At 67.9% G+C, this 23,327-nt stretch carries 21 protein-coding genes; 17 read left to right on the top strand and 4 right to left on the bottom strand.

Going from position 1 to position 23,327, the window contains the following annotated elements:
- The first annotated feature begins 179 nt into the window (after positions 1–179).
- Entirely contained in the window at positions 180–1,160 is a 981-nt protein-coding gene (locus FOY91_RS06195; RefSeq protein WP_162527156.1) for a YihY/virulence factor BrkB family protein, read from the top strand.
- Positions 1,157–2,209, top strand: a complete 1,053-nt coding sequence (locus FOY91_RS06200) for an AI-2E family transporter (protein WP_145149197.1) — start codon at positions 1,157–1,159, stop codon at positions 2,207–2,209. The genes FOY91_RS06195 and FOY91_RS06200 overlap by 4 nt, the downstream gene beginning before the upstream one ends.
- Positions 2,210–2,276: 67 nt before the next feature.
- Here FOY91_RS06200 and FOY91_RS06205 read toward each other — a convergent pair whose 3' ends face one another.
- Complete coding sequence (locus FOY91_RS06205; RefSeq protein WP_145149199.1) at positions 2,277–3,149, bottom strand: hypothetical protein; 873 nt, start codon at positions 3,147–3,149, stop codon at positions 2,277–2,279.
- Between the two features lie 95 nt (positions 3,150–3,244).
- Between FOY91_RS06205 and FOY91_RS06210 the strand changes: the two genes are divergently transcribed.
- Positions 3,245–4,555, top strand: coding sequence for an SLC13 family permease (locus tag FOY91_RS06210; RefSeq protein WP_145149201.1), 1,311 nt, complete (start codon positions 3,245–3,247; stop codon positions 4,553–4,555).
- A 42-nt stretch (positions 4,556–4,597) separates the two neighbouring features.
- Here the strand turns inward: FOY91_RS06210 and FOY91_RS06215 are convergent, their stop codons facing one another.
- Complete coding sequence (locus FOY91_RS06215) at positions 4,598–5,623, bottom strand: helix-turn-helix domain-containing protein (RefSeq protein WP_162527157.1); 1,026 nt, start codon at positions 5,621–5,623, stop codon at positions 4,598–4,600.
- Here FOY91_RS06215 and FOY91_RS06220 point away from each other — a divergent pair.
- The 14 genes from FOY91_RS06220 (at position 5,570) to FOY91_RS06285 (ending at position 19,364) form a co-directional block, all read left to right on the top strand.
- Positions 5,570–7,528 (top strand): flavin-containing monooxygenase, encoded by a 1,959-nt coding sequence (locus tag FOY91_RS06220; protein WP_145149204.1) that lies wholly within the window; start codon positions 5,570–5,572, stop codon positions 7,526–7,528. The genes FOY91_RS06215 and FOY91_RS06220 overlap by 54 nt on opposite strands.
- Positions 7,529–7,802: 274 nt before the next feature.
- Entirely contained in the window at positions 7,803–8,210 is a 408-nt protein-coding gene (locus FOY91_RS06225) for a response regulator (RefSeq protein WP_145149206.1), read from the top strand.
- A gap of 129 nt (positions 8,211–8,339) precedes the next feature.
- Positions 8,340–8,570 carry a hypothetical protein gene (locus tag FOY91_RS06230; RefSeq protein ID WP_145149208.1) on the top strand — a complete coding sequence of 77 codons (231 nt, stop codon included), beginning with the start codon at positions 8,340–8,342 and terminating at the stop codon, positions 8,568–8,570.
- Between the two features lie 61 nt (positions 8,571–8,631).
- Positions 8,632–8,952, top strand: a complete 321-nt coding sequence (locus tag FOY91_RS06235; protein ID WP_145149210.1) for a hypothetical protein — start codon at positions 8,632–8,634, stop codon at positions 8,950–8,952.
- A 37-nt stretch (positions 8,953–8,989) separates the two neighbouring features.
- A complete protein-coding gene (locus tag FOY91_RS06240; protein WP_145149212.1) occupies positions 8,990–9,355 on the top strand; it encodes a CsbD family protein in 366 nt (121 codons plus the stop codon).
- A 6-nt stretch (positions 9,356–9,361) separates the two neighbouring features.
- Positions 9,362–10,882, top strand: coding sequence for a PAS domain S-box protein (locus tag FOY91_RS06245; RefSeq protein ID WP_145149214.1), 1,521 nt, complete (start codon positions 9,362–9,364; stop codon positions 10,880–10,882).
- Complete coding sequence (locus FOY91_RS06250) at positions 10,879–11,082, top strand: hypothetical protein (RefSeq protein ID WP_145149216.1); 204 nt, start codon at positions 10,879–10,881, stop codon at positions 11,080–11,082. The genes FOY91_RS06245 and FOY91_RS06250 overlap by 4 nt, the downstream gene beginning before the upstream one ends.
- A 35-nt stretch (positions 11,083–11,117) precedes the next feature.
- A complete protein-coding gene (locus FOY91_RS06255) occupies positions 11,118–11,999 on the top strand; it encodes a hypothetical protein (protein WP_145149218.1) in 882 nt (293 codons plus the stop codon).
- A 59-nt stretch (positions 12,000–12,058) separates the two neighbouring features.
- Positions 12,059–12,190 carry an entericidin A/B family lipoprotein gene (locus FOY91_RS06260; protein WP_145149219.1) on the top strand — a complete coding sequence of 44 codons (132 nt, stop codon included), beginning with the start codon at positions 12,059–12,061 and terminating at the stop codon, positions 12,188–12,190.
- A 103-nt stretch (positions 12,191–12,293) separates the two neighbouring features.
- On the top strand, positions 12,294–12,476 hold the full coding sequence (locus FOY91_RS06265) for a CsbD family protein (RefSeq protein WP_145149221.1): 183 nt from the start codon (positions 12,294–12,296) through the stop codon (positions 12,474–12,476).
- Positions 12,477–12,768: 292 nt separating this feature from the next.
- Complete coding sequence (locus FOY91_RS06270; RefSeq protein WP_145149223.1) at positions 12,769–14,949, top strand: TonB-dependent siderophore receptor; 2,181 nt, start codon at positions 12,769–12,771, stop codon at positions 14,947–14,949.
- A gap of 183 nt (positions 14,950–15,132) precedes the next feature.
- Entirely contained in the window at positions 15,133–16,878 is a 1,746-nt protein-coding gene (locus tag FOY91_RS06275; RefSeq protein ID WP_145149225.1) for an N-acyl-D-amino-acid deacylase family protein, read from the top strand.
- 16 nt (positions 16,879–16,894) lie between these two features.
- Positions 16,895–17,548, top strand: coding sequence for a TetR/AcrR family transcriptional regulator (locus tag FOY91_RS06280; protein WP_145149227.1), 654 nt, complete (start codon positions 16,895–16,897; stop codon positions 17,546–17,548).
- A gap of 145 nt (positions 17,549–17,693) precedes the next feature.
- The gene (locus FOY91_RS06285) at positions 17,694–19,364 is read left to right on the top strand and encodes an FAD-dependent oxidoreductase (protein ID WP_145149229.1); all 1,671 of its coding nucleotides are present in this window, start codon (positions 17,694–17,696) and stop codon (positions 19,362–19,364) included.
- An 84-nt stretch (positions 19,365–19,448) separates the two neighbouring features.
- Here the strand turns inward: FOY91_RS06285 and FOY91_RS06290 are convergent, their stop codons facing one another.
- Complete coding sequence (locus FOY91_RS06290) at positions 19,449–21,602, bottom strand: TonB-dependent receptor (protein ID WP_145149231.1); 2,154 nt, start codon at positions 21,600–21,602, stop codon at positions 19,449–19,451.
- 250 nt (positions 21,603–21,852) lie between these two features.
- Complete coding sequence (locus tag FOY91_RS06295; protein WP_145149233.1) at positions 21,853–23,271, bottom strand: amidase; 1,419 nt, start codon at positions 23,269–23,271, stop codon at positions 21,853–21,855.
- Between the last annotated feature and the right edge of the window lie 56 nt (positions 23,272–23,327).

A 23,327-nucleotide genomic window follows, 5' to 3' on the forward strand; every position in this document is an offset into this window, starting at 1 on the left:
CGGCCGCGCATCCGCCAAGGGGGCAACGGTTCTGGGCAGGGCAAACCGTGATCGGGCGTCGGGGAACCGAATGAGGTGAACAGGTGTCCTGTCGGGATGATCGCACCCCGCCACCGCCCCGACCGGAATGTCCCCTGCGCCTCCTGATGCGATCCATCCGGGCAGTGCGGGGGCACTGGGTGGCCGTCCGGGATGCCCGCGCGCGTGGGCAGGATGCCCGTCACCCCTGGAAGATCCCCCTTGCCGGCTGGCTGGACGTGCTCGTGCGGACACGGCGCAAGACCTTCGCGGAGCATCTGACGCTTCTCGCCTCCGGCATCGCCTATCACGCGTTCCTGACGCTCGTGCCCACCGTCGTCGCCATCGCGTTGATCTACGGGATGATCGCCACACCGTCGCGCGTGGCGCACGACATGGCGTCTCTGATCGATATCGTGCCGGCCGGCGGGCAGGTTCTGCTGACGGAGCGACTGACCCACGGCATGGGATCGCGCCAGCGCGACGTGATCGGCGCGGCCTCGACCGTATTGCTCACGCTCTACACGGCGGCGCTGTTTGCCCGCGCGGTGATGGCGGCGATGAACCTGGTCTATCGTCAACCGCGCCGCCCGAGCTTTCTGAAGCGGTGGGTGGTCGCCGCGATGATCGCGCTTTCGGGCGGGCTTTTCCTGCTGATGGCGCTCTGCGGCATCGCCCTGCTCGGTTATGTCCAGGATTTCCTGCCCGACGGGACGCCGCTGCTGTGGAATGCCGTCCGCCTCGGTTTCTGGACGACGATGGCGGTGGCGACCGGCGCGGGGTTCATGCTGTTGTACCGCTACGCGCCCGCGCGGGAGGACGCGCGCTGGGCGTGGTGTCTGCCGGGGGCGCTGGTCGCCACCCTGCTCTGGCTCGCCGCGACATACGGCTTCGGCGTCTACGTCGCAAACTTCGCGCGCTACGACGCGGCGTACGGTTCGCTCGCGGCGGTCGTCGTGCTGCAGGTCTGGATGTTCCTGTCGGCGGTCGCGCTGCTGCTGGGCGCCCGCCTGAACGTGGAGCTGGAGCTTCAGACGACGATCGACACGACGACCGGCATGCCCCGGCCGGCGGGCCAGCGCGGCGCGGTCGCCGCCGATCGGGTCGAGGCCGGGACGTTATCACAGGAGAATGCCGCATGACCTCGCCGATCCGCACCCTGGCGCTGGCGGGTATCGTCATCCTCGCGGCAGCCGCCCTGCTGGCGCTGGCATGGTTCGCATCGGCGACGCTGCTGCTGATCCTGGCCGGCATCCTGTTCGGCATCTTTCTCGATGCGATGAACCGGCTGCTCGGCAAGGTGCTGCCGTTCGGCCATTCGATCCGGCTCGCCATCGTCTGCCTGTTGCTGTTCGGGGCACTCGGCAGCGTCGTCGCCGTCGGCGGCGTGCGCCTCAGCCAGGAAACCACCGATGTCTCCGTGCTGCTCGACCGGCAGATGAAGGCGGCGCAGACATGGCTGCGGAACAATGGCGTGCCGATCGGGACGATCGCGCCCAAGGCCGCCGACAGCGAGCGGCCCGGCACGATCTTCTCCAATCCCGCCGCCCTGCTGCCCGGCGACGGCTCCGTCGCCAGCCGTGTGCTGGGCTTGGTGTCGGTCGTCCTCGGCTATCTCGGCAACGCGCTCGTGGTGATCTTCCTGGGGCTGTTCGTCGCCGCGCAGCCCGGCGCCTACCGATCCGGCGTCCTGCGCTTCGTGCCCCGTCGTCACCGCGATACCGCCGCCGCCACGTTGGACGACATGGGCGAGACGCTGCGACGCTGGCTGACCGGGCAGTTGACGACGATGTCCGTCATCTTCGCGGTCACCTGGGCGGGGCTGGCGATGATCGGCGTGCCCGCCGCGTTCCTGCTTGCGGTACAGGCCGGGCTGCTGGCGTTCATCCCCAATATCGGTCCGATCGTGGCAGGCGTCGTCATCGTGGCCGTCGCGCTGACCGGCGGGATCGAGATGGCGCTGTATGCGGTCGGCCTGTACGTGCTCGTCCAGACGCTCGAAAGCTACATCCTCACGCCGTTCATCCAGCGTCAGGCGTTGTCCGTGCCACCGGCGACGCTGTTCGCGGCGCAGATCCTGCTGGGCGTCGTCTTCGGGCTGTGGGGGCTGGCGCTGGCGCTGCCGATGGTCGCGATCACCAAGGTGCTGCTCGACCGCCTCTACCTGCCGGAGAATGTCCGCGCCGATTGAACGGCGGCACTCTTGCCGATGTCACGCCCGCCACGGACACAGCGTGACGCCGCCGGGATGCGACATCTCAGTGCCGCTCATCCCTTCCGCCGGTGCGGCCGATCATCCACGTGGCGAGCGTCGCGCCGGTCGCGGGGTTCTCGATGCGGACCTCGTCCATGGCGGCGGCGATCGCGCAGATCGGCCGCTGGTCGATGCCAGCGGGCTGCACGCAGCGCACGACGCTGCCGGGGGCGGATCGATCGAGCCGGCCGGTGATGCGCAGGACGAACCCCTTCGATCCATCGAACCCGCGAACCCGCTGCACCGTCTCGAAGGCGCGGCCTTCACGGCCGAGCGCATTGTCCGGGCCGGGCATGGCGATCGCCAGCGTCTGGCCGGGCAGGGTTACCGGCGCGGTCCCGGCGGGTACGGTCTCGCCGATCGGTACCGGGCAGTTCTCGCTGCTCGACCAGGGGCGATTGATCCAGAAGCCGGTCGCGGTCGCCGGTTCATCCCCCTGCCGCACGTTCAGGGACGCACCGCCCCACGAGACGGGCGTCGCCGACACGCGCAGCGTCTCCGTGGCCGGATCGTACTGCCACCCCATCGCGGTCGCGGCGGGATCGTTCGGCCCGGCGCAGCCGAACGGCAGCACGAGGTCGAACTGCCGCCCCGCCGCCGCGGCGACGTCGGCCGGCATTGCCTTTCCGGATGCGAACGCATCGGCGGCGGCGTCCGCCAACGCCAGCAGGTCGGCGCGACCGAGCACTCTCACCGCCGGCTCGACCGGCTTCGGCGGCGGGGCGGGAGCAGGGGTGCCGGGCGCCACGGCCACGGCCGGCGCGGGCGGTGGGGCGCTTTCCCGCCCGAGCAGGAAGCCCGCCATGCCGACCGCGATCACGGCGACCAGACCACCACCAATGGCGAGACGACTGGACCGGGGGCTGGGTTCACGCATGTCGGCACGATAGCGATTATCATGCGCCGCTCCACCGCGAATGTGCGGGGTCGGGCGTTGACAGCGCGCCCGCCCCGTCCGACGCAGCGATTGCCATGCCGTTCGACCAGATCCTGACGCTCGCCGTCCTCGTCGCGGTCGTCGCGGCGCTCGTGTGGGACAAGCTGCGCGCCGACGTGGTCGCGCTCGCCGGCGCAGCGGTGCTGCTGATGGCCGGCGTGGTCCGCCCGATCGCGATGCAGGGCGCCTTCGCCAGCCCGGCGATCGTTGCGCTCGCCTCCCTTTTCGTCATCGCCTACGCGCTGGAATTGTCGGGCCTGCTCGACCGCGCGATCCAGCGCGCCGTCGCGATGTGTCGCCGGCTCGGCACCGCCGGCATCTGGTTCCTGCTGTCGATGATCGGCGGCGTCTCCTGCTTCCTGAACTCGACGCCGATCGTCGTGCTCGGCGCGCCCGTCATCCGCGACGTCGCGACGGCGATGGGGCAGAGCCCGAAGCGCTACCTGATCCCGCTCTCCTACATCACCATCCTGACCGGCTGCTGCACGCTGATCGGCACCTCGACCAACCTGCTTGTCGACGACATGGCGAGCATCGCCGGGCAGCCGCGCTTCGGCATCTTCGAGGTGACGCCGGTCGGCGTGCCGATGGCGATCGTCGGCGGGCTCTACCTCTTCCTGTTCAGCAACCGCCTGCTCGGCGGGCGCCATGCGGACGAGGCGCCGGAGGGCGGCCCAGCATCGGTCGATACGGATCGTATCGCCAGCGCCTCCGTCGGCGATGCCGCCGTCTTCGCCGAGCACCGCCCGCTGCAGCCGCGAAAGGCGATCGCCGCGCTGGCCGTGTTCGGCGGCGCCATCGCGCTCGCCACCGCGGGCGTGGCGCCGATCGCCGCCACCGCCTTCGCGGGCGCGGTGCTCCTCATCCTGCTGCGCGTCATCAGCGCGGACGAGGCGTACAGCGGCCTGAAGCCGGAGATACTGGTGCTGATCGCCGGCATGGTCGTGATCGGGATCGCCATGGAGGAGAGCGGCCTCGCCGCCGGCATCTCCGAAACCCTGATCGCCGGGGTCCACGGGCTCGATCCGCTGATCGCGCTGATCGCGCTCTACCTCGTCACGATGGTGCTGACCGAGCTGTTGTCCAACGCCACCGTCGCGGTGCTGGTCACGCCGATCGCGGTGGCGCTGGCGGATAGCCTGGCGGTCAGCCCGCGCCCGTTCCTGGTGGCGGTGATGATGGCCGCGAGCGCCGCGTTCGCCACGCCGTTCGGCTACCAGACCAACGTCATCGTCTACCAGATGGCGCGATACCGCTACATGGACTTCATCCGCATCGGCCTGCCGCTCAACATCCTCACCTGCGCGGTGGCGGTCGCCGCGATCCGGCTGTTCTTCCCCTTCTAGCGGGGTGTCCGAGCGCCGATAAGGCCGCCGGTCCCGGGTATCTCAGTGTTTCATGATCTCGACGCAGGAGGCGGTGAGGCGCTGGCCCAGGCGGGCGATCTCGGTTCCGGCAAGAGGGCCGGGAAACCCGCCCAGGCACAGGTTGTAGATGCCGGACGTCTCCGGATCGATGATGGGCGAGGCGATCAGCTGGGTGTCGTACATGGCATCGGCATCGAGCATGTCCGGCTGCGATGCCTCCACGTCGAGCGTCGCCACGAACGCCACGACCTGCCGATAGAAATCCGGTGCCAGATCGCCCGAGGCGGCACGGGCGAGGATGGACGCGATATCCTCGGCTTCGGGCCGGCGCAGCGTGACGTGGAAACCGCGCGTGCGGGTCAGGGCGAGCGTCTCGCGCAGCTGCCGCACGACCGGCCCGGCGCCGTCATCCGGGCGCAGCGCGATCCACGCCTCGACCTCGTCCGGCGCGACCCAGGCCATGAAGGAGGCGCCGACGGGCGGAACCAGCGGCACCCGCTCACCGGCGCGCAGGCCGGCGGTCCGGCCGGCATCGTCGGGCAGGGAAAAGACGCAGACGATCTCGTCTCCGACGCGCGTGCTCAGCAACGTCGGCAGGCCGAGCTCGCCGCGCAGGCGCTCCGCCACCGTCCGCGCTCGCGCGACGATCGGGTTGGCGATCGTGGCCGCCGTGCCGGCGGCGATCAGCGCCGGGCCGAGCCAGTAGGTCTTTCGGGATATGTGGCGACACAGATGGCCGCGCTGCACGAGTTCACCGAGGATGGCGAGGCAGGATGCAGGATTCACCCCGGTCGCGCGCGCCACTTCGGTCAGCGTGAAGCGCCGCTCGGGAAAGGACGCGAGCAGATCTAGTATGCGGGTGCCGCGCAGGGCGGCGAGGGCCGGGCGGGACAGGGAGTGCCTCCAATCATTGACGCCACAAACGTCATCGGCTATCACCATTGCATAAACACATTCGACATTGCAAATGTTTGATCGGGAAGAGGTACGTGGATGTCTGAACTGACCAACGCTTCCGACGCGGATATCGATGATGCCGTGCAGCATGCGCAGCCGCTGGTGCTCCACGGCCTGCTCCATCAACTGACGGGCGACGAGGATTTGCTCGGCCTGAACCCCGGCGGTGGCGCCAAGTTCGACACGGGCAGCGACACCACCAACACGGACGACGAGCAGAAGATCAAGGCCAAGGCCGCCGAGTTCCTGAAACGCTTCCGTGACGCGGGCGAGCCCGCGCTCGACATCGGGCCGATCGACCGCCTCCGGCAGAGCCTGTCGCTGACGGCGGCCTACGACATTCCGCCCGGGGATCTCGACATCTGGCTGGAGGAGCTGGCGCTCGACCGCTGGGCGCGTGGCGTGGAGTGGAAGGCCGGCGCGGCGCCGGCAGCCCGTAGCGGGTTCAAGGTCGCGGTGATCGGCACGGGTATTTCCGGCCTGAACGTGGCGGTGCAGCTCAAGCGCGCCGGCATCCCGTTCGTCGTGTTCGAGAAGAACGCCGACGTCGGCGGCTCGTGGTTCGAGAACCGCTATCCCGGCGCGCGGGTCGATACCGCGAGCCGTGGTTACACTCACCTGTTCGGGTATGATTTCCCCTTCACGCACGGTTACAGCCCGCGCGATGTCAACCTGGCCTACTTCCGGTGGGTCGTGGACGAGTTCGGTATCCGCGAGGATATCCAGTTCGAGACCGAGGTCGAGGCGATGGTCTGGGATGACACCGCGCAGGTGTGGGGGCTGACCACGCGGACGGCCTCGGGGTCGCAGACCGCTACGTTCAACGCGGTGATTTCGTGCGTCGGCTTCCTGTCGCGGCCCAAGCTGCCCGAGATCGAGGGCATCGAGACGTTCGAGGGCGTCGCATGCCACACGGCGACGTGGCCGGACGAATTCGACGTGGCGGGCAAGCGCATCGCGGTCGTCGGTTCGGCGGCCTCCGGCTACCAGACGACGCCGGTGATCGCCAAATCGGCGGCGCAGACCTTCGTGTTCCAGCGGACGCCGAACTGGTGTTTCGAGGACAAGGCTTATGTGAAGGAACTTGCCCCGCAGGTCGGATGGCTGGAGCGCAACTTCCCGTTCTACGGTAATTTCGTCCGGTTCAGGATCGCCTCGACCTACAATCCGGCGCTGATCAAGTCCGCGCTGCATATCGACCCCGATCATGTCGATCCGGACAGCGTCAACCTAGGCAACAAGGCGATCCGCGATGCCTGCGTCGGCTTCATCCGGCGCAAGCTGGGCGCGCGGCCGGATCTGGTCGAGAAGATGACGCCGAACAGCCCGCCGATGGCATCGCGGCCGATCCGCGTGGATGCCGACGACAGCATCTACGACGCTCTGATGCGCGACGACGTATCGCTGGTGACGGACGGGATCGAACGCATCACGCCGCACGGCATCGTCGCGGGTGGCAAGCAGTATGACGTCGACGCGATCGTCTTCGCCACCGGCTTCCGGGCGAACGACTATCTGTGGCCGATGGACGTGCGCGGCCGCGACGGCGTGAAGATCCAGGACGTGTGGAAGGTGGACGGGCCACGCGCCTATCTGGGTGCGATGGTCCCCGGCTTCCCCAACCTGTTCATGTGCTACGGCCCGAACACCAACAACTTCGGCGGCTTCACCGTGGTCGATCTGCTCGAGATGGTGGCGCAGTTCGCGCTGCGCTGCATCGCCGGCCTGATCGAGCAGGGTGCGCACAGCGTCGATGTGTCGGAGGACGCCTATTGGCGCTTCGCCCGCATCCTCGACGCCGAGGACAGCAAGATGGTCTACATGGATCCGCGCGCGACGAACTATTATCGCAACGAGCAGGGCCGATCGAGCGTCAACGGGCCGATCGACATCCGGCGGATGTACCGCTGGCTGCACGATCCCGCCGGCAACGACGCCGGCCCCCGCGACGACGGCCTGAGCCCGCGGTTCGGGGAAGACCTGATCGTGGCGTGATCGCGCCATGACGCAGTGATGCCGATCGTGGCGGGCGCTTCTTCACGGAGAAGCGCCCGCCACGTCGTCGGGGTGGCGAAGGCGGTATCGGGTCCGCCCCGGCCCGCGATCACCCACAAGTCCACTTTTCAGGCGAGGATCATCACCCGCCACGCGGTCATCTACGGGCGCGGTCGCCACCCGCTGTGCCGCCGCGCGGTTGCCCGGGGTTCTGCAATTTTCGTCGCTCGACGAGAATTCCGAAACGTATCCGGCATCGGGTCGTTAGCGCGGCATGACCATGTCCACCGTCCCCTACGCCCTGATCGTCGACGACGACCCCATCATCCTGATGGATGCGTGCGACATCATCGAGGATGCCGGTTTCCGGTCGCTGGAGGCCATGACCGGCGATGACGCGAAGGTGGTTCTCGCCGGGCAGGCGCAGAAGATCATCCTGCTGTTTTCCGACGTGGAGATGCCGGGCGACACCGATGGCTTCGATCTGGCGCATCATGTCGCGGACAATTATCCGTGGATCGAGATCGTCATCGCAAGCGGGCGCATCCAGCCGGCGGGAGACGACATGCCGGCCAAGGCCAGTTTCATCCGCAAGCCGTTCAACGACCGCATGATCCACGACCATCTTCGGGAGATACTGCCCGATGGCAAGCAGCCGGAGCCGCTGCGACACGCGGTCTGACGAGGGTGGTGACCCGGCCCTGAGCGGGAGCCGGAACCGCGCGTCGATCGTGCCGAGGGGTCAAATCTACCTGACGGCGGGTATTTTCGGAGGATATGGCTGGTGCATGTCCGATGGTAGGCGTCGGTGATGAGCAATCAGCATCCTGACAGCCCCATTCAACGGTCCGGGGCGGCGGAGCGTGACTATCTGCTGCGCCGTGCCGAAGACCATCGCCGGCTTGCGGAAGACTGCGACGAGCCGGGTGCGCGTGGCATCCACCAGCGTCTCAGGCAGTTGTACGAAGCGCGGGCCGCCTTTGCCATAATGGTACATCCAGACCAGTCGTTCACACAAAAAGACCAGGAACGGGCGTCATGATAGTCGGTTGATACGCCCGAACCGGTCGCGCCGTCGCGGACCCGGCCGGGAAGGATTACCCATGAAGCCTGTCACGACCGCCCTGCTGGGCATCCTGGCGCTCTCCGCCTGTGCCGCACCCGCTACCCGCATCTCCGCCGGCCTCCAGCGCTACGGCCTTGATGAGCAGCGCGCGGACTGCGTCGGCACGCGGTTGCAGGGCGATCTGTCCCTCGGGCAGCTCCAGCAGCTCGGTCGCGCCGCGGCGGCCTACCAGAAGGGCGACACGACGCCGGGCGTACTGACGACCGGCGATCTGCTGCGCGTCGCCGGTGAACTGAAGGATCCCGCGATTCCCCTCGCCGTCGGCAAGGCTGCGGCGGGCTGCGGCGCCATCCTCTGATCCGCCCGGACCTCTTTTCTTCAAAAGGATTACGATCATGAACAAGGACGAACTGCAGGGCGGTGCCCGCTACTTTGGTGGCAAGGTGGAAAAGGCGGTCGGCGACGCGGTCGACAGCCGTGACTGGAAGGTCGACGGCGTGGTCGATCAGGTCGCGGGTGGCGCACAGCACGGCTTCGGTCGCGCCCGCTCGATCGTCGGCGATGCGATCGACAGCGCTCCCGCGCTGGCCGGGGAAGCACGCGATCGCCTGAAGGCGGCGGGCGAGCGGGTCGCCGACAGCGCGCAGCGGGGCGGCAAGGTCGCGGTGCAGACCGTGCAGGACCAGCCCGTGATTTGGGCGCTGGCGGCGGCGCTTGTCGGCTACGGCCTCGCATGGTTCGTCCACGGGCGTCGGTACTGATCCGTCGTGGCCGACGCGTCGTTCAAATCCCTGCGTGAGACTGCGGATCTGCGCCACCTGCGCCAGATCATCGTCGGCCTCGACGAGGGCGTGATCCTGATCGATCCCGACCAGAGCCTGCTCTGGGCGAACGACGCGGCTCTGGCCATGCACGGTGTCGACGACATCGCCGACCTCGGTGCGACGGTGGACGAGTATCGCGCCCGCTTCCAGTTGCGTTATCGCAACAACCACCGGGTCGGGGCGGACGAATATCCGATCGAACGCGTCGTGGCCGGCGACTCCTTTTCCGAGGTGGTCGTCGAGGTGACGGTCGCCGGCGACGACAGCCCGCGCTGGGTGCATCAGGTGCGCAGCCTCGTGCTGAACGACGCCGACGAAGCCGAGCCGGCCTGCCTCGTTCTCATCATCCAGGACGTATCCGCCCGCTACGAGGCGGAAGACCGGTTCGAGCAGTCGTTCAACGCCAACCCCGCCCCGGCGGTGATCTGCCGGTTGAACGACCTGCGCTTCGTGAAGGTCAACCAGGGTTTTCTGGAGATGACCGGGCACCAGCGCGATCAGGTGCTGTGCAAGACGGTGTACGACATCGACGTGCTGCGTCAGGCGGAGCGGCGCGATCTGGCCAAGGAGCGGCTCGCCGAGGGGCGGACCATTCCGCAGATGGAAGCCGAGCTGGAGCTGCCCGAGGGCGGCACCCGGCTCGTGATCGTCGCGGGCCAGCCGATCGACATGGGCGACCAGCCCTGCATGCTGTTCACCTTCGCGGATCTGGAACCGCGGCGGAAGGCGGAAGGCGCGCTGCGCCACAGCGAGGAACGGTTCACCCGCACCTTCCAGATGGCGCCGGTGCCGATGGCGATCGGCGCGCGGGACGGACACCTGCTGTGCGAGGTGAACGCCAGCTTCACCGCCTTGACCGGCTATTGCGCCACCGAGATCATCGGCCGTCCGCTCGGTGAGGTGGAGCTGTGGGAAAGCAGCGCCATCCGCGAGAAGATCGAGGCGGCGATCGACGGGGGGCACGATCTGCGCGGCCATGAGGCACGCATCCAGGCCAAGGACGGCGCGACGATCGACTGCATCGTTTCCACCGAGGCGATACGGCTCGGCGACGGCGCCTGCGTATTGTGGGCGTTTCAGGACATCACCCAGCGCAAGGCGACCGAGGTCGAACTGGTCGAGGCGATCGAGGCGGTGATGAAGGACACCAGCTGGTTCAGCCGCTCGATCATGGACAAGCTGGCGCGGCTGCGGGCGCCGCGAACCGAGAACGACGGGCCGGGGCTGGACGATCTCACCCCGCGCGAACGTGACGTGCTGGCGCTGATCTGCCGTGGCTGCGACGACAAGACGATCGCGCGGACGCTGGACGTGGCGGGCAACACCGTGCGCAACCACGTGGCGCGGATCTACGCCAAGATCGGCGTCAATCGCCGCATCGCCGCGGTCGCGTGGGCGCGGGCGCGCGGGTTCGACGGCGAAGGCGTGGCGCTTCATAGATCCGAGAAGGAAACGGCGGCATGACGGCGCGACGCGCGAACGGCGATGCGCCGACCGATGGCAAGGCCCGGGCGAAAGCCGCGACGACGCGGGCGGCCAAGGGCTCCGTCCAGGAAGCGATCGGCAAGCTGATCGGCGACGATGCGGCGCGCGACCGTGGCACCGCCGAGAAGAACGCCGGTGCCGCCGATGCATCGGACAACAAGAAATCCTCGCGGCCCTGACCGCGGCGACGATATTCAATTCAACAGGAGTTACCATGGCGACCAAGATAAACCCCGGCCTCGCGCCGGTTGACGGAGCGTATCCCGGCAAGACGCCCACCCGCTTCTCGTGGGGCGCGATCTTCGCGGGTGTCGTCATCGCCATCGCGGTGCAGCTCGTGCTCGGCATCCTCGGTGCGGGCATCGGCCTGACGATGGTCGATCCGGTGGAAGGCACCACCCCGGGGGCGGCCGGATTCGGCATCGGCGCCGGCATCTTCTGGCTCATCACCACGATCCTGGCCCTGGGCGCCGGCGGCTATGCCGCATCGCGCGTGGCCGGCGTGCACGAGCGGTTCGACGCGCTCGTCCACGGCCTCGTCGTGTGGGGCGTCACGCTGATCCTGACGCTCTATCTGCTGACGACGGCCGTCGGCGGGATCATCGGCGGTGCGTTCCGCACGGTCGGTGCCGTGGCCAGCGCCGCCGGGACGACGGTGGGTGCCGCCGCGCCGAAGGCCGCGTCCATCGCCGGTATCGATGAGAGCGACGTGCGCAGCGAGGCCGCAGCCTACCTGTCCGACGCGCCGAACGACCCCGCGCTGATGACGCCGGAACAGGCGCAGAAGGAAATCGCCCGCGAGCTTCCCGCTCTCGCCGGTGGCGGCGCCGACGGCCAGCAGGCCGAGAGCCGCATCGTCGATATCGTTGCGGCACAGCGCAAGATCAGCCGTCCGGAGGCGCAGGCCCAGGTGACGCGCGCCAAGCAGCAGTTCGTGCAGACCAAGAACGAAACCGTCGCGACCGCCAAGTCGGTGACGGACAAGGCCGCCGGCGCCGCTGCCGGAACCTCGTTCATCATCGTGCTGGCGCTGCTGATCGGTGCCGCGGCAGCCGGCTTCGGTGCCACGGCGGCGACCCGTCGCCGCCTGCGCTGAGTGTTCGTCGCGGGTCGGATGGCCCGGCCCGCGACATCCCGTTTCCAAAGGAGTGTACCATGACGAAGAAGATCGGTTTCGTGATCGCCCTGACGACCATGATGGGCCTCGCCGCCTGCAACACGGTGGGCGGTGCGGGCAAGGACCTGAAGTCGGCCGGCTCCGCCGTCTCCGACGCCGCGAGCAAGTAAGACGCCGGATCGGCCCGCTGCCCGAGATCGGGCGGCCGCGAACCGCGTTTCCGGATTTTTCAACGACAGCCTCGGCACTCGGGCCGGGCAAATGGAGGTCAACATGGGCGAATTCACCGACAAGATCAGTGCAGCCGCGAACAAGGTCACCGGCAAGGTGAAGGAAGAGATCGGTAAGGCGACCGACAACGAGCGTCTGGAAGCCGAGGGCGAGGCCCAGCAGGTCAAGGGCACCGGCCAGGACGTGAAGGGCAGCTTCAAGGGCGCGCTCGGCGACAAGATCTGATGTGAGGGCAGGGCCTGCCGCGTCGGTTTCCGGGCGGCGGGCACCCACCGACAATACGATCTGAACGCCCCTTCGGCCAACGCCGGAGGAGCGTTTCGCCTGTCGGGGCGAGCATATCCGCTTCGCGCCGCGCCCGGACTGGGTCCGATGATTTCCCGGGGATTGGCAAAAAAGCCACACCCCTGTCATTCCGCCCCCACTCCCGTTGCTTGCTATTGCAAGTTAATCGCAACGACGGCAATGGCGCCTCCAAGGCCCGCCGCCGGGAGCGCGGCAACCGGGGGTGATCGAAATGTCCGCTGTCTTGTCCTGTCGCCTGTCCACGCTGTTGCTGGCGGGGGTTGCCGTCCAGCTACCGGCCGTCGCGGCCGCCCAGGCCGGGCCGGCGATCTTCGCCGCCGAACCGGCCAGCCCGGACGCGACCCGGCGGGAGGACGGCACCATCATCGTGACCGCCGGCCGCTTCGTGCCGTCCGGCGCGATCACCGCGAGCAAGACCACCGTGCCGCTGATCGAGACGCCGCAGTCCGTCTCGGTCGTCTCCCGCGACCAGATCGACCTGCTGAACTTCATCGATGTGCAGCAGGCGGTGCGTTACACCGCCGGCATCGTCGGCGAGAACTACGGGCCGGACCTGCGGTTCGATTTCCTCACCCTGCGCGGCTTCATCCCGGTGCAGTATATCGACGGGCTGCAGGCGCCGATCAGCTCCACCATCTCGAACGTGGGCGTGGACCTGTACGGTTTCGAGGCGGTCGATATCCTGAAGGGGCCGTCCAGCGTGCTGTACGGCACGACGCCGCCGGGCGGCATCTACAACCTCACCAGCCGGCGACCGTCGGCGCAGGCCGGCGGCGAGATCCAGCTGAAATACGGCACCGACGATTTCAAGCAGGCGGCCGGCACCGTGACCGGCGAACTGACCGACGGCCTGACCGCCCGCCTGACCGGCCTCTACCGCGATCGCGACAGCCAGACCGACTTCGTGACCGCCAGGCGGGCCTATGTCGCCCCGGCCGTTACCTACGAGATCGGCCCCGACACGAAGATCACCGGCCTCGGCTTCTATCAGTGGGACCGGGTGGAGGGCGACACCAACGGCTTCCTCCCCGCCCTCGGCGTGCTGACGGCAAACCCGGTCGGCAAGGTTCGGCGCGGGATCAACCTGGGCGAGCCGGACTATAATTTCTACCGCCGCCGCCAGTGGAGCGCGGGCTATGAATTCACCCACCGCTTCTCGGATGCCCTGCGCTTCACCCAGAATGCGCGCTGGGGCGAATATCACGAATATCAGCAGATCATCTACGGGGCCGGACTGGACGCCGACAACCGCACCGTCTCACGCTTCAATTTCCCGTTCAGGGATGACGTCGAGCAGTTCACCATCGATAGCCGCTTCGATGCGGAAGTGGCGACCGGCCCGATAGAACACCGCATTCTGGCCGGCTTCGACTATCGCAACTACCGCGAGGCGTCGGCTTTCGCTTTCGGTGCGGCGACCAGCATCGATCTGTTCGACCCCGTGTACAGTGCCACGCCGATCGCGGTGCCCGGCTTCTTCCCCTTCACCGACCAGCGGCTGAAGCAGGAGGGCGTCTATCTTCAGGATCAGGCGAAGCTGGGCGGCTTCATCCTCACGCTCTCGGGCCGGCAGGATTGGGTCCAGCAGGATAATTACGCCGCCGGCGCGGCGATCCCCCGCCGCAAGCAGGACAGGTTCAGCTGGCGCGTCGGTGGCACCTACGTCACCGAAAGCGGCATTGCCCCGTATGTCAGCTATGCCACCTCGTTCCAGCCGGTCGTCGGGCAGGCGCTGGGCGGCGAGGCCTTCAGGCCGACGGTGGGCAAGCAGGTCGAGGGCGGTATCAAGTTCGATGCGCGGGGGCTGGGGGAAGGCGTGAAGCTGTTCGCCACCGCCGCCGTCTTCCGCATCGAGCAGTCGAACGTGCTCACCACCGATCCGCGCAACGTGCTGTTCCAGGTGCAGACCGGGGAAGTGGTGTCGAAAGGCGTGGAGCTGGAGGTCGTCGGCCGGTTCAACGAGCAGTTGAGCGTCAACGCCGCCTACAGCTACGACGACGCCAAGATCACCCGCAGCAACGTGGCGGTGGAGGTCGGCGCGCGGCTGCCCGCGCAACCCAGACACAAGGCATCGCTGTTCGTCGACTATACTGTTGCGTCGGGCGCGCTCGCCGGTTTCGGCGCGGGCGGCGGTGTCCGCTACCTCAGCGACAGCCCCGGCCGCCTGCCGGTCGGTCCTTCCGCGTTCGGCGCCGCCGATCCGCGCACCTTCGTGTCGCCGGGCGTGACGCTGTTCGACGCGACGCTGCATTACGACCTGCCGGGCTGGCGCTTCGCGGTGAATGGCAGCAACATCTTCGACAAGCGTTACGCCGGTCGTTGCAGCGGTCCGTCGAGCTGCTTCTTCGGCCAGAGCCGCCAGGTGATCGGCACGGTCACGAAACGCTTCTGACCTTCCGCAGGAGCGCCTCCCCTGCCTGCATCACGGCGTGCGCGCGCCGATATTCAGCCGATATGGCGGGGTAAGAGCCGGCCTCATGACGATTGCAGCTGCTTTCATCGTTGTGTTACGCACCGTATCGCGTTACGGGGGGTAACAGAAGCCTGCTGACGCGGCCGACGAGGAGAGAGAGCAATGGAATTTCGGATCCTGATCAAGGGCGGCACGGTCGTCGACGGTACGGGCGTGACGCCGGCCGCCAGGAATGACGTGCGCATTGCCGGCGGCATCATCACCGAGGTCGGCCCCGATCTGGTCGCCGCGCGCGGCGAGCGCGTGATTGATGCCGACGGTTGCTACGTGACCCCCGGCTTCATCGAGACGCACAATCACTGGGACGGTGGCGTCTGGTGGTCGCCCAACCTCGATCCGCTGCCCGGCTACGGCGGCACCACCTCGATCAACGGCAACTGCGGCTTCTCGCTCGCGCCCGCGCCGCAGACCGAGGAAGATCGCCAGAACGTCATCGACATCTTCAACTTCTTCGAGGACATCCCCGAGGAGCCGATGCGCAAGATCGTGCCGTGGGACTGGAAGAAGTGGAGCGAGTACAAGGCCTCCATGCAGCGCAACGTGCGCCTGCCGCTGAACTTCGCCGCCTTCTGCGGGCACATCCCGATGCGCCTGTGCGTGATGGGCCAGGACGCCTGGACCCGCGCCGCGACGCCGGCCGAGATCAAGGAAATGTGCGACCTGCTGGAGGACGCGCTTGCCGCCGGTGCCATGGGCCTGTCGTCCAACTGGCTGGACTGGGACAAATATGATCGCCCGCTGCCCTCGCAGATGGCCGACGAGGCCGAGTTCGAGGCGCTGCTGACCGTCGTCGCCCGCCATCCCGGCGCCACCTTCCAGGTGATCGTCGACTATTTCATGCGGATGAACGGCAACGAGACCGTCGCGCGCATGGGCCGGATCGCCAAGAAGACCGGCGTGCGGATGCAGTGGGCCGGCCTGCCGACGCTCAAGTATCAGGCAGGCATGGTCGAGGGCGCCAAGGCGCTGCACGAGCAGTTCAAGGCCGAGGGCCTGCCGTTCTACACCGCGTTCAACGTGGTTTCGCCCACGTCGGTCATCAACTTCGGCCGCTCGCTGGTGTTCGCCCAGAACGGCAACCCGGTGTGGCAGGAGCTGATCAACGTCGAGGGCTGGGAAGCCAAGAAGGCGCTGCTGACCGATCCCGAGTGGCTCGCCCGGGCGCGGGTCGGCTGGGACAACACCTATGCCCACAGCTATTTCCACGATGCGACCGCGCTGCTGCTGCGTGAGAGCGAAACCGGCTTCGGCCCGGTCGGCGTGACGCTGGCCGACTACATCGCCGAGGGCGGCTTCGAGCATCCGTCCGATGCGCTGGCCGAGTGGGTGCTGAACAACGGTGCCGAATCCGTCATCCTCAAGCGGATGATGGAAAAGGTCGAGTCGGTCCTCAACTATCTGCTCAACGACCCGAACACGCTCGCCAACGTCTCCGACGCAGGCGCGCACGGCAAGATGTTCTGCGGGGCCGGCTACACCGCGTGGCTGCTCACGGATTACGTGCGCGATCGCAAGGTGCTGTCGATCGAGCAGGGCATCCACATGCTGACCGGGCGGCTCTCGGGCTTTTTCGGCCTCACCGATCGCGGCCTGATCGAGGTCGGCAAGGCGGCGGACATCACGGTCTTCAACATCGACGAGATCGAGATGCGCCCCGAGAAGAAGAGCTGGGAAGTGTGGGACGGCAGCGGCGGCCGCACCTATCGCTATACCCGCGATGCGGCACCGATGCGGCTGACGCTGGTGAACGGCGTGCCCACGTTCGACCGTGGCGAGTTCACCGGGCGCTACCCCGGCGAGTTCGTCGGTCCGGGCGAGAGCGTGGCGCTTGCCCTCGCCGCTGAATAAGCGACAGGACGGCGCCTTGGGCGTCGGGGCGGATGCGTCGGTGGAAGCCGACGGACCCGCCCCGGGTGCCACGGGGCTGCTCGCCTTCCACCAGAAGCGCAAGCAGGACAGCCGGGACCGGCTGCTGGCGGCGGCGATGGCGCAGTTCGGCGCCCGCGGCTACCTGCCGGTTTCGGTCGAGGATATCGCCGCGGCGGCGGGCGTCAGCCGCATGACCTTCTACCGCCATTTCAGCGGGAAGGGGGCGCTGGCCATTGCGCTGTTCCTGAGCGTCGCACAGGAGGCCATGCCGCGTTTCCTGCGGATCGGCCGGCTCGATTACCGCGATCCGGCAACCGTGCGCGCCTGGATCGACGGGCAGTTCGCCGCGGACCGGGAAAATCGCGCGCTGCTGTCGATCTTCACGCAGGCCACGGTCGAGGGCGGCGAGTTCGTCAAGCGCGGCCATGAGTATCTGGCCGATAACATCCGCGCGCTGGGCGAGCATATTCCCGCCTTCGCGCTCGACCCCGATCGCCCGGAAGACCGGCGGCGCTGGATCGAGGCGTGGCTGCTGATCTACGAGTTGAAGGACCAGAGCAACCATGCTGCGCTCGGCTCCGGCGTGGCGACCGACCCGCTCATCATCGACATCTTCACCGACCGCTTCGTCGCCTTCGTCAACGGTTGAGGCATCGCGCCCGCGCGGCGTGCCGGGTGGCCCGATCGCGCCGCCCGACACGGGCCTCCGGCATCATCCACCGGGAAAAGGTTGGAATGCGCGGGCAAAACAATACAATGCGCAGGGATAGATATATTCCGGAGAGGGCATGCCGATGAGCAGTTTCGACGAGACGTTCGATTTCGTGATCGCCGGCAGCGGCGGCGGGTCGATGTGCGCCGCGCTCGTGCTGCGCGCCGCCGGCAAATCGGTGGTGATCCTGGAGAAGACCGATCTCATCGGCGGCACCACCGCGCGCTCGGGCGGGGTGATGTGGATCCCGAACAATCCCTTCATGAAGAAGGCCGGCGTGCCCGACAGCCTCGAACAGGCCACCGCCTATCTCGATCATGTCGTGGGCGACCACAACGATACCCCCGGTGCCACGCGCGCGCGCCGGCAGGCCTATCTGGTCGAGGGGCCGCGCATGCTCGACTTCCTCATCGGCCGGGGCCTGAAGTTCTCGCGCGTCAGCAACTGGCCGGATTATTACGACGAGGCGCCCGGCGGCTCCGTGCCGGGCCGTACCGTGGTCGCCGACCTGTTCGACGCCAACGAACTGGGCGAGGCGAAGAAGCTGCTGCGCCCGAACTTCCTCACGCTGCCTGTCTCCCTCGAGGACGCGCTGAAGCTGCCGCACGTGAAAAAATCCTGGGCGGCCAAGCGCGCGCTGGTGAAGATGGGGCTGCGGATCGTCGGGGCGAAGCTGCGCGGCCGGAACTACGTCACCGCCGGCGCCGCGTTGCAGGGCCGCATGATGCAGGCAGCCCTCAAGGCGGGCGTGGAACTGCGGGTGAATGCGCCGGTCAAGGAACTGATCGCCGAGGATGGCGCGGTCACAGGCGTCGTCATCGAGCAGGAGGGCAAGCCCCGCCGGGTGGGGGCGCGGCTGGGCGTGCTGGTCAACGCCGGCGGGTTCGCGCTCAACCAGCAGATGCGCGACACCTACATGCCGGGCAGCTCGATCGGCCACACCAGCGTGGCCGAGGGCGACACCGGCGAGATGATCCAGGAGATGATGCGGCATGGTGCCGCGATCGCGCAGATGGATTCGGCGATCGGCAGCCAGCTCTCGCTGCCGCCCGGCGCGGACCAGTGGCCGATCAAGCCGGGCGCGCAGGGCGTCACCGCCGCGCCCCACGCGATCCTCGTCGACCAGTCGGGCGTCCGCTACCTGAACGAGGGCGGCTCCTATACCGAATATTGCAACCGCATGATCGAGCGCAATCGCGAGGTGCCCGCCATCCCGAGCTGGGCCATCTTCGACAACCGGGTGATGGGCGGTTACATGATCGCCGGCACGATGCCGGGCTCCAAGAAACCCGATGCGTGGACCGAGCAGGGATATCTGCACACGGCCGACACGATCGAGGCGCTGGCCGCCTCGATCAAGGTCGATCCGGCCACGCTGGCCGCCACGGTGGAGCGGTTCAACGACTTCGTCGCGAAGAACGACGACGAGGATTTCCACCGCGGCAAGCGTGCCTACGACCGCTGGCTGGGCGACCCTTTCCGCAAGCCGAACGAGACGCTGGGCGATATCAGCACCGGCCCGTTCCACGCGATCCCGATCGTGCCGGGCGATGTCGGCACGCTGGGCGGGGTGGTGACGGACGACAAGGCGCGCGTGCTGCGCGAGGACGGCACGCCGATCCGCGGTCTCTATGCGACGGGCGTCTCGGCGGCCTCGGTGATGGGGCGCACCAGCCCCGGTTCGGGCGTCAACATCGGGCCGGCGTTCGTCTGGGGGTATGTCGCCGCCAACCATGCGGTGCAGGCTGCCTGACGTATCGTGAGGGCGCCGCCCGCCGGGCGGTGTCCCACCCGGTTATCGAAGGGGCGCCGGCGATCTGCCGGCGCCCCTTTTCGGTCAGAAGCGGAAGTCGAGCGTGACGCCGTAGGTGGCCGGCTCGCCCAGCACCTGATAGTCGCCAAAGGCGTTGCCGGTGAGTACGGCATAGGTCTTCACGTCGGTCACGTTGCGGCCGAACACCGACAGGGTCCACTTGTCGCCCGGCAGGGTATAGGCCGCGCGCAGGTTCAGCTGGAACGTGTCGGGCTGGAGATAGCGGTAGCCGGTGCCGTTCAGCCCACGGTCGCTCTTGGTCGGCGAAAACTCGCTCGTGTAGGTGGCGTTGGCCGCGAACAGCAGCGATCCGTCGTTGATCGGAATGGTGTAGTCGACGTTGGCGTTGACCGTCCAGTCGGGCGAGCGGACGATCCGCTGCCCCGAGAAATCCTGGGTGCAGAAGGTCCGGCCGCAGGTGCTGCTGTTCAGCCCCACCGCATTGGGCAGGCTGACGGTGGCGTTCGGGAAATCCTTGTACCGGGCGTGGGTATAGGAAACCCCGCCGGACAGGTTCAGCCCGTCGATCGGCCGCGCGCTCAACTGCGCTTCCGCGCCGTAAATCTCGGCGTTCGCCGCGTTCGCCGTGATCGTCTGGGTCAACCCGTTGAGGACGACGACCGAGCCGACCTGAAGATCCTTGTAGTCGTAATAGAAAGCGGCGGTATCGAACCGCAGCGTGCCGGCGCGTGTCTTGAAGCCGACCTCATAGGCGTCGACCTTCTCCGGCTTGATCGTGGCGAACAGCGGCGCGATGCCGTCGATGAACCCCGACTTGAAGCCCTTGCTGTACGATGCGTACACGTTGGTATCGGTGCCGAGCTCGTAGCGGGCGACCACGCGCGGCGTTGCGCTCCTGAACTTGTCCTTGCCGGGGTTCTGCGGCCCCGGGTTCTGGAGAAGGCCGGCGCCCGTGAGGATCGCCTGCTTCGGCCGCTCGATGCTGTAGCGCAGGCCACCGGTGAGGAACAGCCGCTCGGTCGCCTGCCAGGTGAGATCGCCGAATGCGGCAAATGCCTCCGTCCGGCGGCGGGTCTCGGTCGACGGGCCGGTCAGCGTGACGTTGTCATACTGGCGATACTTGTTGTGATAGTAATACAGCCCCAGCACATATTGCAGCGGGCTATCCCCCTTCGAGGCGAAGTTGAATTCCTGCTGGAAGGTGCGATAGTCTTCCTTGAAGCGCTGGTCGTACACCAGTTGCGCCGACCCGTCGGTCTCGAAGTGCGAATAGTTGTTCTCGGCCTGATAGCTGGTGATCGAGGTCAGCGCCGCCCAGTCCAGATCATATTGCGCCTTCACCGATCCATTATACTGTTTCGCCCGATTGATGACGGGATGGTTCAGCGAGGTGCGGTTGTCCCGCGTCTCCGAATAGCTGCCGGGGAACAGGAACTGCGCCAGCGACCGGCCGGTGATGGTCGTGGCGAGCGCGCGGCCATCGGCGATCTTGGCGGTGTCCAGCTTCACCGACAGGTCGAGCCGGTCGGTCGGCTCCCACCGCAGCTTGGCCGCGAAGGTGTAGGTGTTGAGCGGCGCGCTGTCGAAACCGGCGACGTCCTTGATGTAGCCGTCGCTCTTGCGATACGCGCCGAGCAGGCTGACTGCCGCATTCTCCGCCAGCGGGGTCGAGACATAGCCCTGGAGCCGGCGATCGTCGAACCGCGCATAGGTGGCGCTGAAGCGCCCTTCGGTGCCGGTCAGCGAGGGTTGCAGCGTCTCGATCAGCAGCGCGCCGCCGGTGGCGTTGCGGCCGAACAGCGTGCCCTGCGGCCCCTTCAGCACCTGCACCGAGGCGATGTTGACCAGATCGTTGTTCAGGCCGCGCGACGAGCGGATATAGACGCCGTCGATATAGGTCGCGACGTTGTTTTCGCCGCCGGAAAGTGCGGTGGTGATCCCGCGGATCGCCGGCTGGGTATAGACGCCGGTGCGGGCGATCGTGAGGCCCGGCGCGATCCGCGCGATATCCTCGAAGCGGGTGATGCCCGCCTTTTCGACCAGATCGCCCGAAACGGACGTGATGGAAATCGGCACGTCCTCGGTGCGTTCTGCGCGGCGCTGCGCCGTCACGATGATCTCGCCATCGCCTTCCGGTGTCGTCTGGGCGAAGGCCGGTGAAAGGGCGCATGCCGACGTGGCGGCGACGCTGATGAGCAGGGCGGTCCGGAAACGCATCAAATCTTCTCCCCCAAACGTGCAGGGCAGGCCGTCGCTGACCGACGATCGTGCTTCCTGTCGTGCTCCGGGGGCAGCGGCACCCGGCCCGCAGAAGGCGGCGCCTGTCGCCGCCTCCCGTTAAGGTAACGGGCGTTAGACGAGGGTGTGATCGCGTCAAAGTCGTTTCGCCGGCCCGTCGCACTTCGGGCGGCGCTGTTGCCGTTGCGCCACAGATCCCGGGCGGGTGGCGGATTCCGCCGGGGGCGGGTCAGCCCCCCAGCGACAGGAAGGCCTGGGCGAGTTGCAGCATGCGGACCTCGCTGTTCGGCCTCCCGAGGATCTGCAACCCCACCGGCAACCCGTCGACGAGGCCGGCGGGCACGCTGATCGCCGGCCAGCCGAGCAGGTTGGCGGCGGCGGTATGCGCGCTGTAGGTCGCCATGTAGCTGGGGGTGCGCCAGTCGGTCGGCGCCTGCCAGCCGGCGGTCCACGCCTGCCGGGTGGGCGCGACATGCTGGATCGTCGGCGACAGGATGAAGTCGTACCCTTCCAGCACCTGCATGAAGGTCCGCCAGATACGGCCGCGCGTCTCACGCGTGCGGGCCACGTCCTCGCGCGACAGATCCTGCCGGATCGCGAGGCCGGGGTCGCTGAGCATCACCATGTTGCAGGCCCGGTTCGGATCCTCGAAGACCTGTTGCGTCTCCTCCACCACGGCGCCCGCCGCCGCCAGCCGCTGCGCCGCGTGTCGCACCGTCTCGATCACGCGGGCGGACTCCGCGCCTGCATAGGTCGAGGCGTAACCGAAATCGTCCGTCCAGACGAGGCGCATGCCGTTCGCGCCATCCTCCAGCCGGTCAAGGTAATCGGGCGGGCTGTCGGGCAGGCAGAACAGGTCGCGCCCGTCGGGGCCGGCCATCACGGACAGCATCGTCGCGGCATCGCGGACGTCGCGCGCCAGCGGGCCGGACTGGGACAGCAGCCGGTTCACCAGATGCGTCCAGTCGGTGTCGGCGATCCGCCCGCGGGTGGCGATCATCCCGACGAGGCCGCAGTACGCGGCGGGCAGGCGGGTGGAGCCGAGGCCGTCTGCGGCAAGCGACAGCGGCACCATCGCGGCGGCCTGCGCGCAGGCGGCGCCGCTGCTGGAATCGCCGCATACCCGGGTGCGATCCCACGGGTTCTGCGGCTGCCGGTCGGTATCGCCGAATTCGCGCGTGGTCAGCCCGCCGACCGTGATGCCGACGATCACCGCCCCGGCGTTACGCAGCCGCTCCACCTCCAGCGCGTCGCGCTCGCGTAAGGTGGGCATCCCGGTCGAGGCGTCGCGATAGGTCATGCCGCCGACAGAAATCAGTTCCTTCACCGCCACCGGCACGCCGAGAAGTGCCCCTGCAGGCTCGCCCGCTGCAAGCGCCGCCTCCGCATGCCGGGCCTGCGCGCGGGCGCCATCGACGTCGATTTGGCGGAACGCATGCAGCACGGGGTCGAGCGTCTCGATGCGTCGCAGGAAATGATCGGTCACTTCGACCGGCGACAGATCGCGCGCGACGATCCGCTCACGGATCCGCCATGCCGGTTGCCAGCTCAACTCGTCGTCGGGGGCGGATGCGACGGATGCCAGCCGTGGCCCGATCGCCGGTCCGGCGGCGGCCTTCGGTTCGTCTTCCCGCAATGTGTCCGTCATGTCATGCCTCCCCGCACGGCGGGGGTCGGCGCTGGCGGCGGCATCGTCGCCGCCCC

It is taken from the genome of Alterirhizorhabdus solaris (assembly GCF_007785815.1).
GTDB classification, from domain to species: Bacteria; Pseudomonadota; Alphaproteobacteria; order Sphingomonadales; family Sphingomonadaceae; genus Alterirhizorhabdus; species Alterirhizorhabdus solaris.

Coding starts and splice junctions, on each gene's coding strand:
- FOY91_RS06200 (WP_145149197.1), top strand. CDS start 1,157: ATGACCTCGCCGATCCGCACCCTGGCGCTGGCGGGTATCGTCATCCTC.
- FOY91_RS06205 (WP_145149199.1), bottom strand. CDS start 3,149: ATGCGTGAACCCAGCCCCCGGTCCAGTCGTCTCGCCATTGGTGGTGGT.
- FOY91_RS06210 (WP_145149201.1), top strand. CDS start 3,245: ATGCCGTTCGACCAGATCCTGACGCTCGCCGTCCTCGTCGCGGTCGTC.
- FOY91_RS06220 (WP_145149204.1), top strand. CDS start 5,570: ATGTCTGAACTGACCAACGCTTCCGACGCGGATATCGATGATGCCGTG.
- FOY91_RS06215 (WP_162527157.1), bottom strand. CDS start 5,623: ATGCTGCACGGCATCATCGATATCCGCGTCGGAAGCGTTGGTCAGTTC.
- FOY91_RS06225 (WP_145149206.1), top strand. CDS start 7,803: ATGACCATGTCCACCGTCCCCTACGCCCTGATCGTCGACGACGACCCC.
- FOY91_RS06230 (WP_145149208.1), top strand. CDS start 8,340: ATGAGCAATCAGCATCCTGACAGCCCCATTCAACGGTCCGGGGCGGCG.
- FOY91_RS06235 (WP_145149210.1), top strand. CDS start 8,632: ATGAAGCCTGTCACGACCGCCCTGCTGGGCATCCTGGCGCTCTCCGCC.
- FOY91_RS06240 (WP_145149212.1), top strand. CDS start 8,990: ATGAACAAGGACGAACTGCAGGGCGGTGCCCGCTACTTTGGTGGCAAG.
- FOY91_RS06250 (WP_145149216.1), top strand. CDS start 10,879: ATGACGGCGCGACGCGCGAACGGCGATGCGCCGACCGATGGCAAGGCC.
- FOY91_RS06255 (WP_145149218.1), top strand. CDS start 11,118: ATGGCGACCAAGATAAACCCCGGCCTCGCGCCGGTTGACGGAGCGTAT.
- FOY91_RS06260 (WP_145149219.1), top strand. CDS start 12,059: ATGACGAAGAAGATCGGTTTCGTGATCGCCCTGACGACCATGATGGGC.
- FOY91_RS06265 (WP_145149221.1), top strand. CDS start 12,294: ATGGGCGAATTCACCGACAAGATCAGTGCAGCCGCGAACAAGGTCACC.
- FOY91_RS06270 (WP_145149223.1), top strand. CDS start 12,769: ATGTCCGCTGTCTTGTCCTGTCGCCTGTCCACGCTGTTGCTGGCGGGG.
- FOY91_RS06275 (WP_145149225.1), top strand. CDS start 15,133: ATGGAATTTCGGATCCTGATCAAGGGCGGCACGGTCGTCGACGGTACG.
- FOY91_RS06285 (WP_145149229.1), top strand. CDS start 17,694: ATGAGCAGTTTCGACGAGACGTTCGATTTCGTGATCGCCGGCAGCGGC.
- FOY91_RS06290 (WP_145149231.1), bottom strand. CDS start 21,602: ATGCGTTTCCGGACCGCCCTGCTCATCAGCGTCGCCGCCACGTCGGCA.
- FOY91_RS06295 (WP_145149233.1), bottom strand. CDS start 23,271: ATGACGGACACATTGCGGGAAGACGAACCGAAGGCCGCCGCCGGACCG.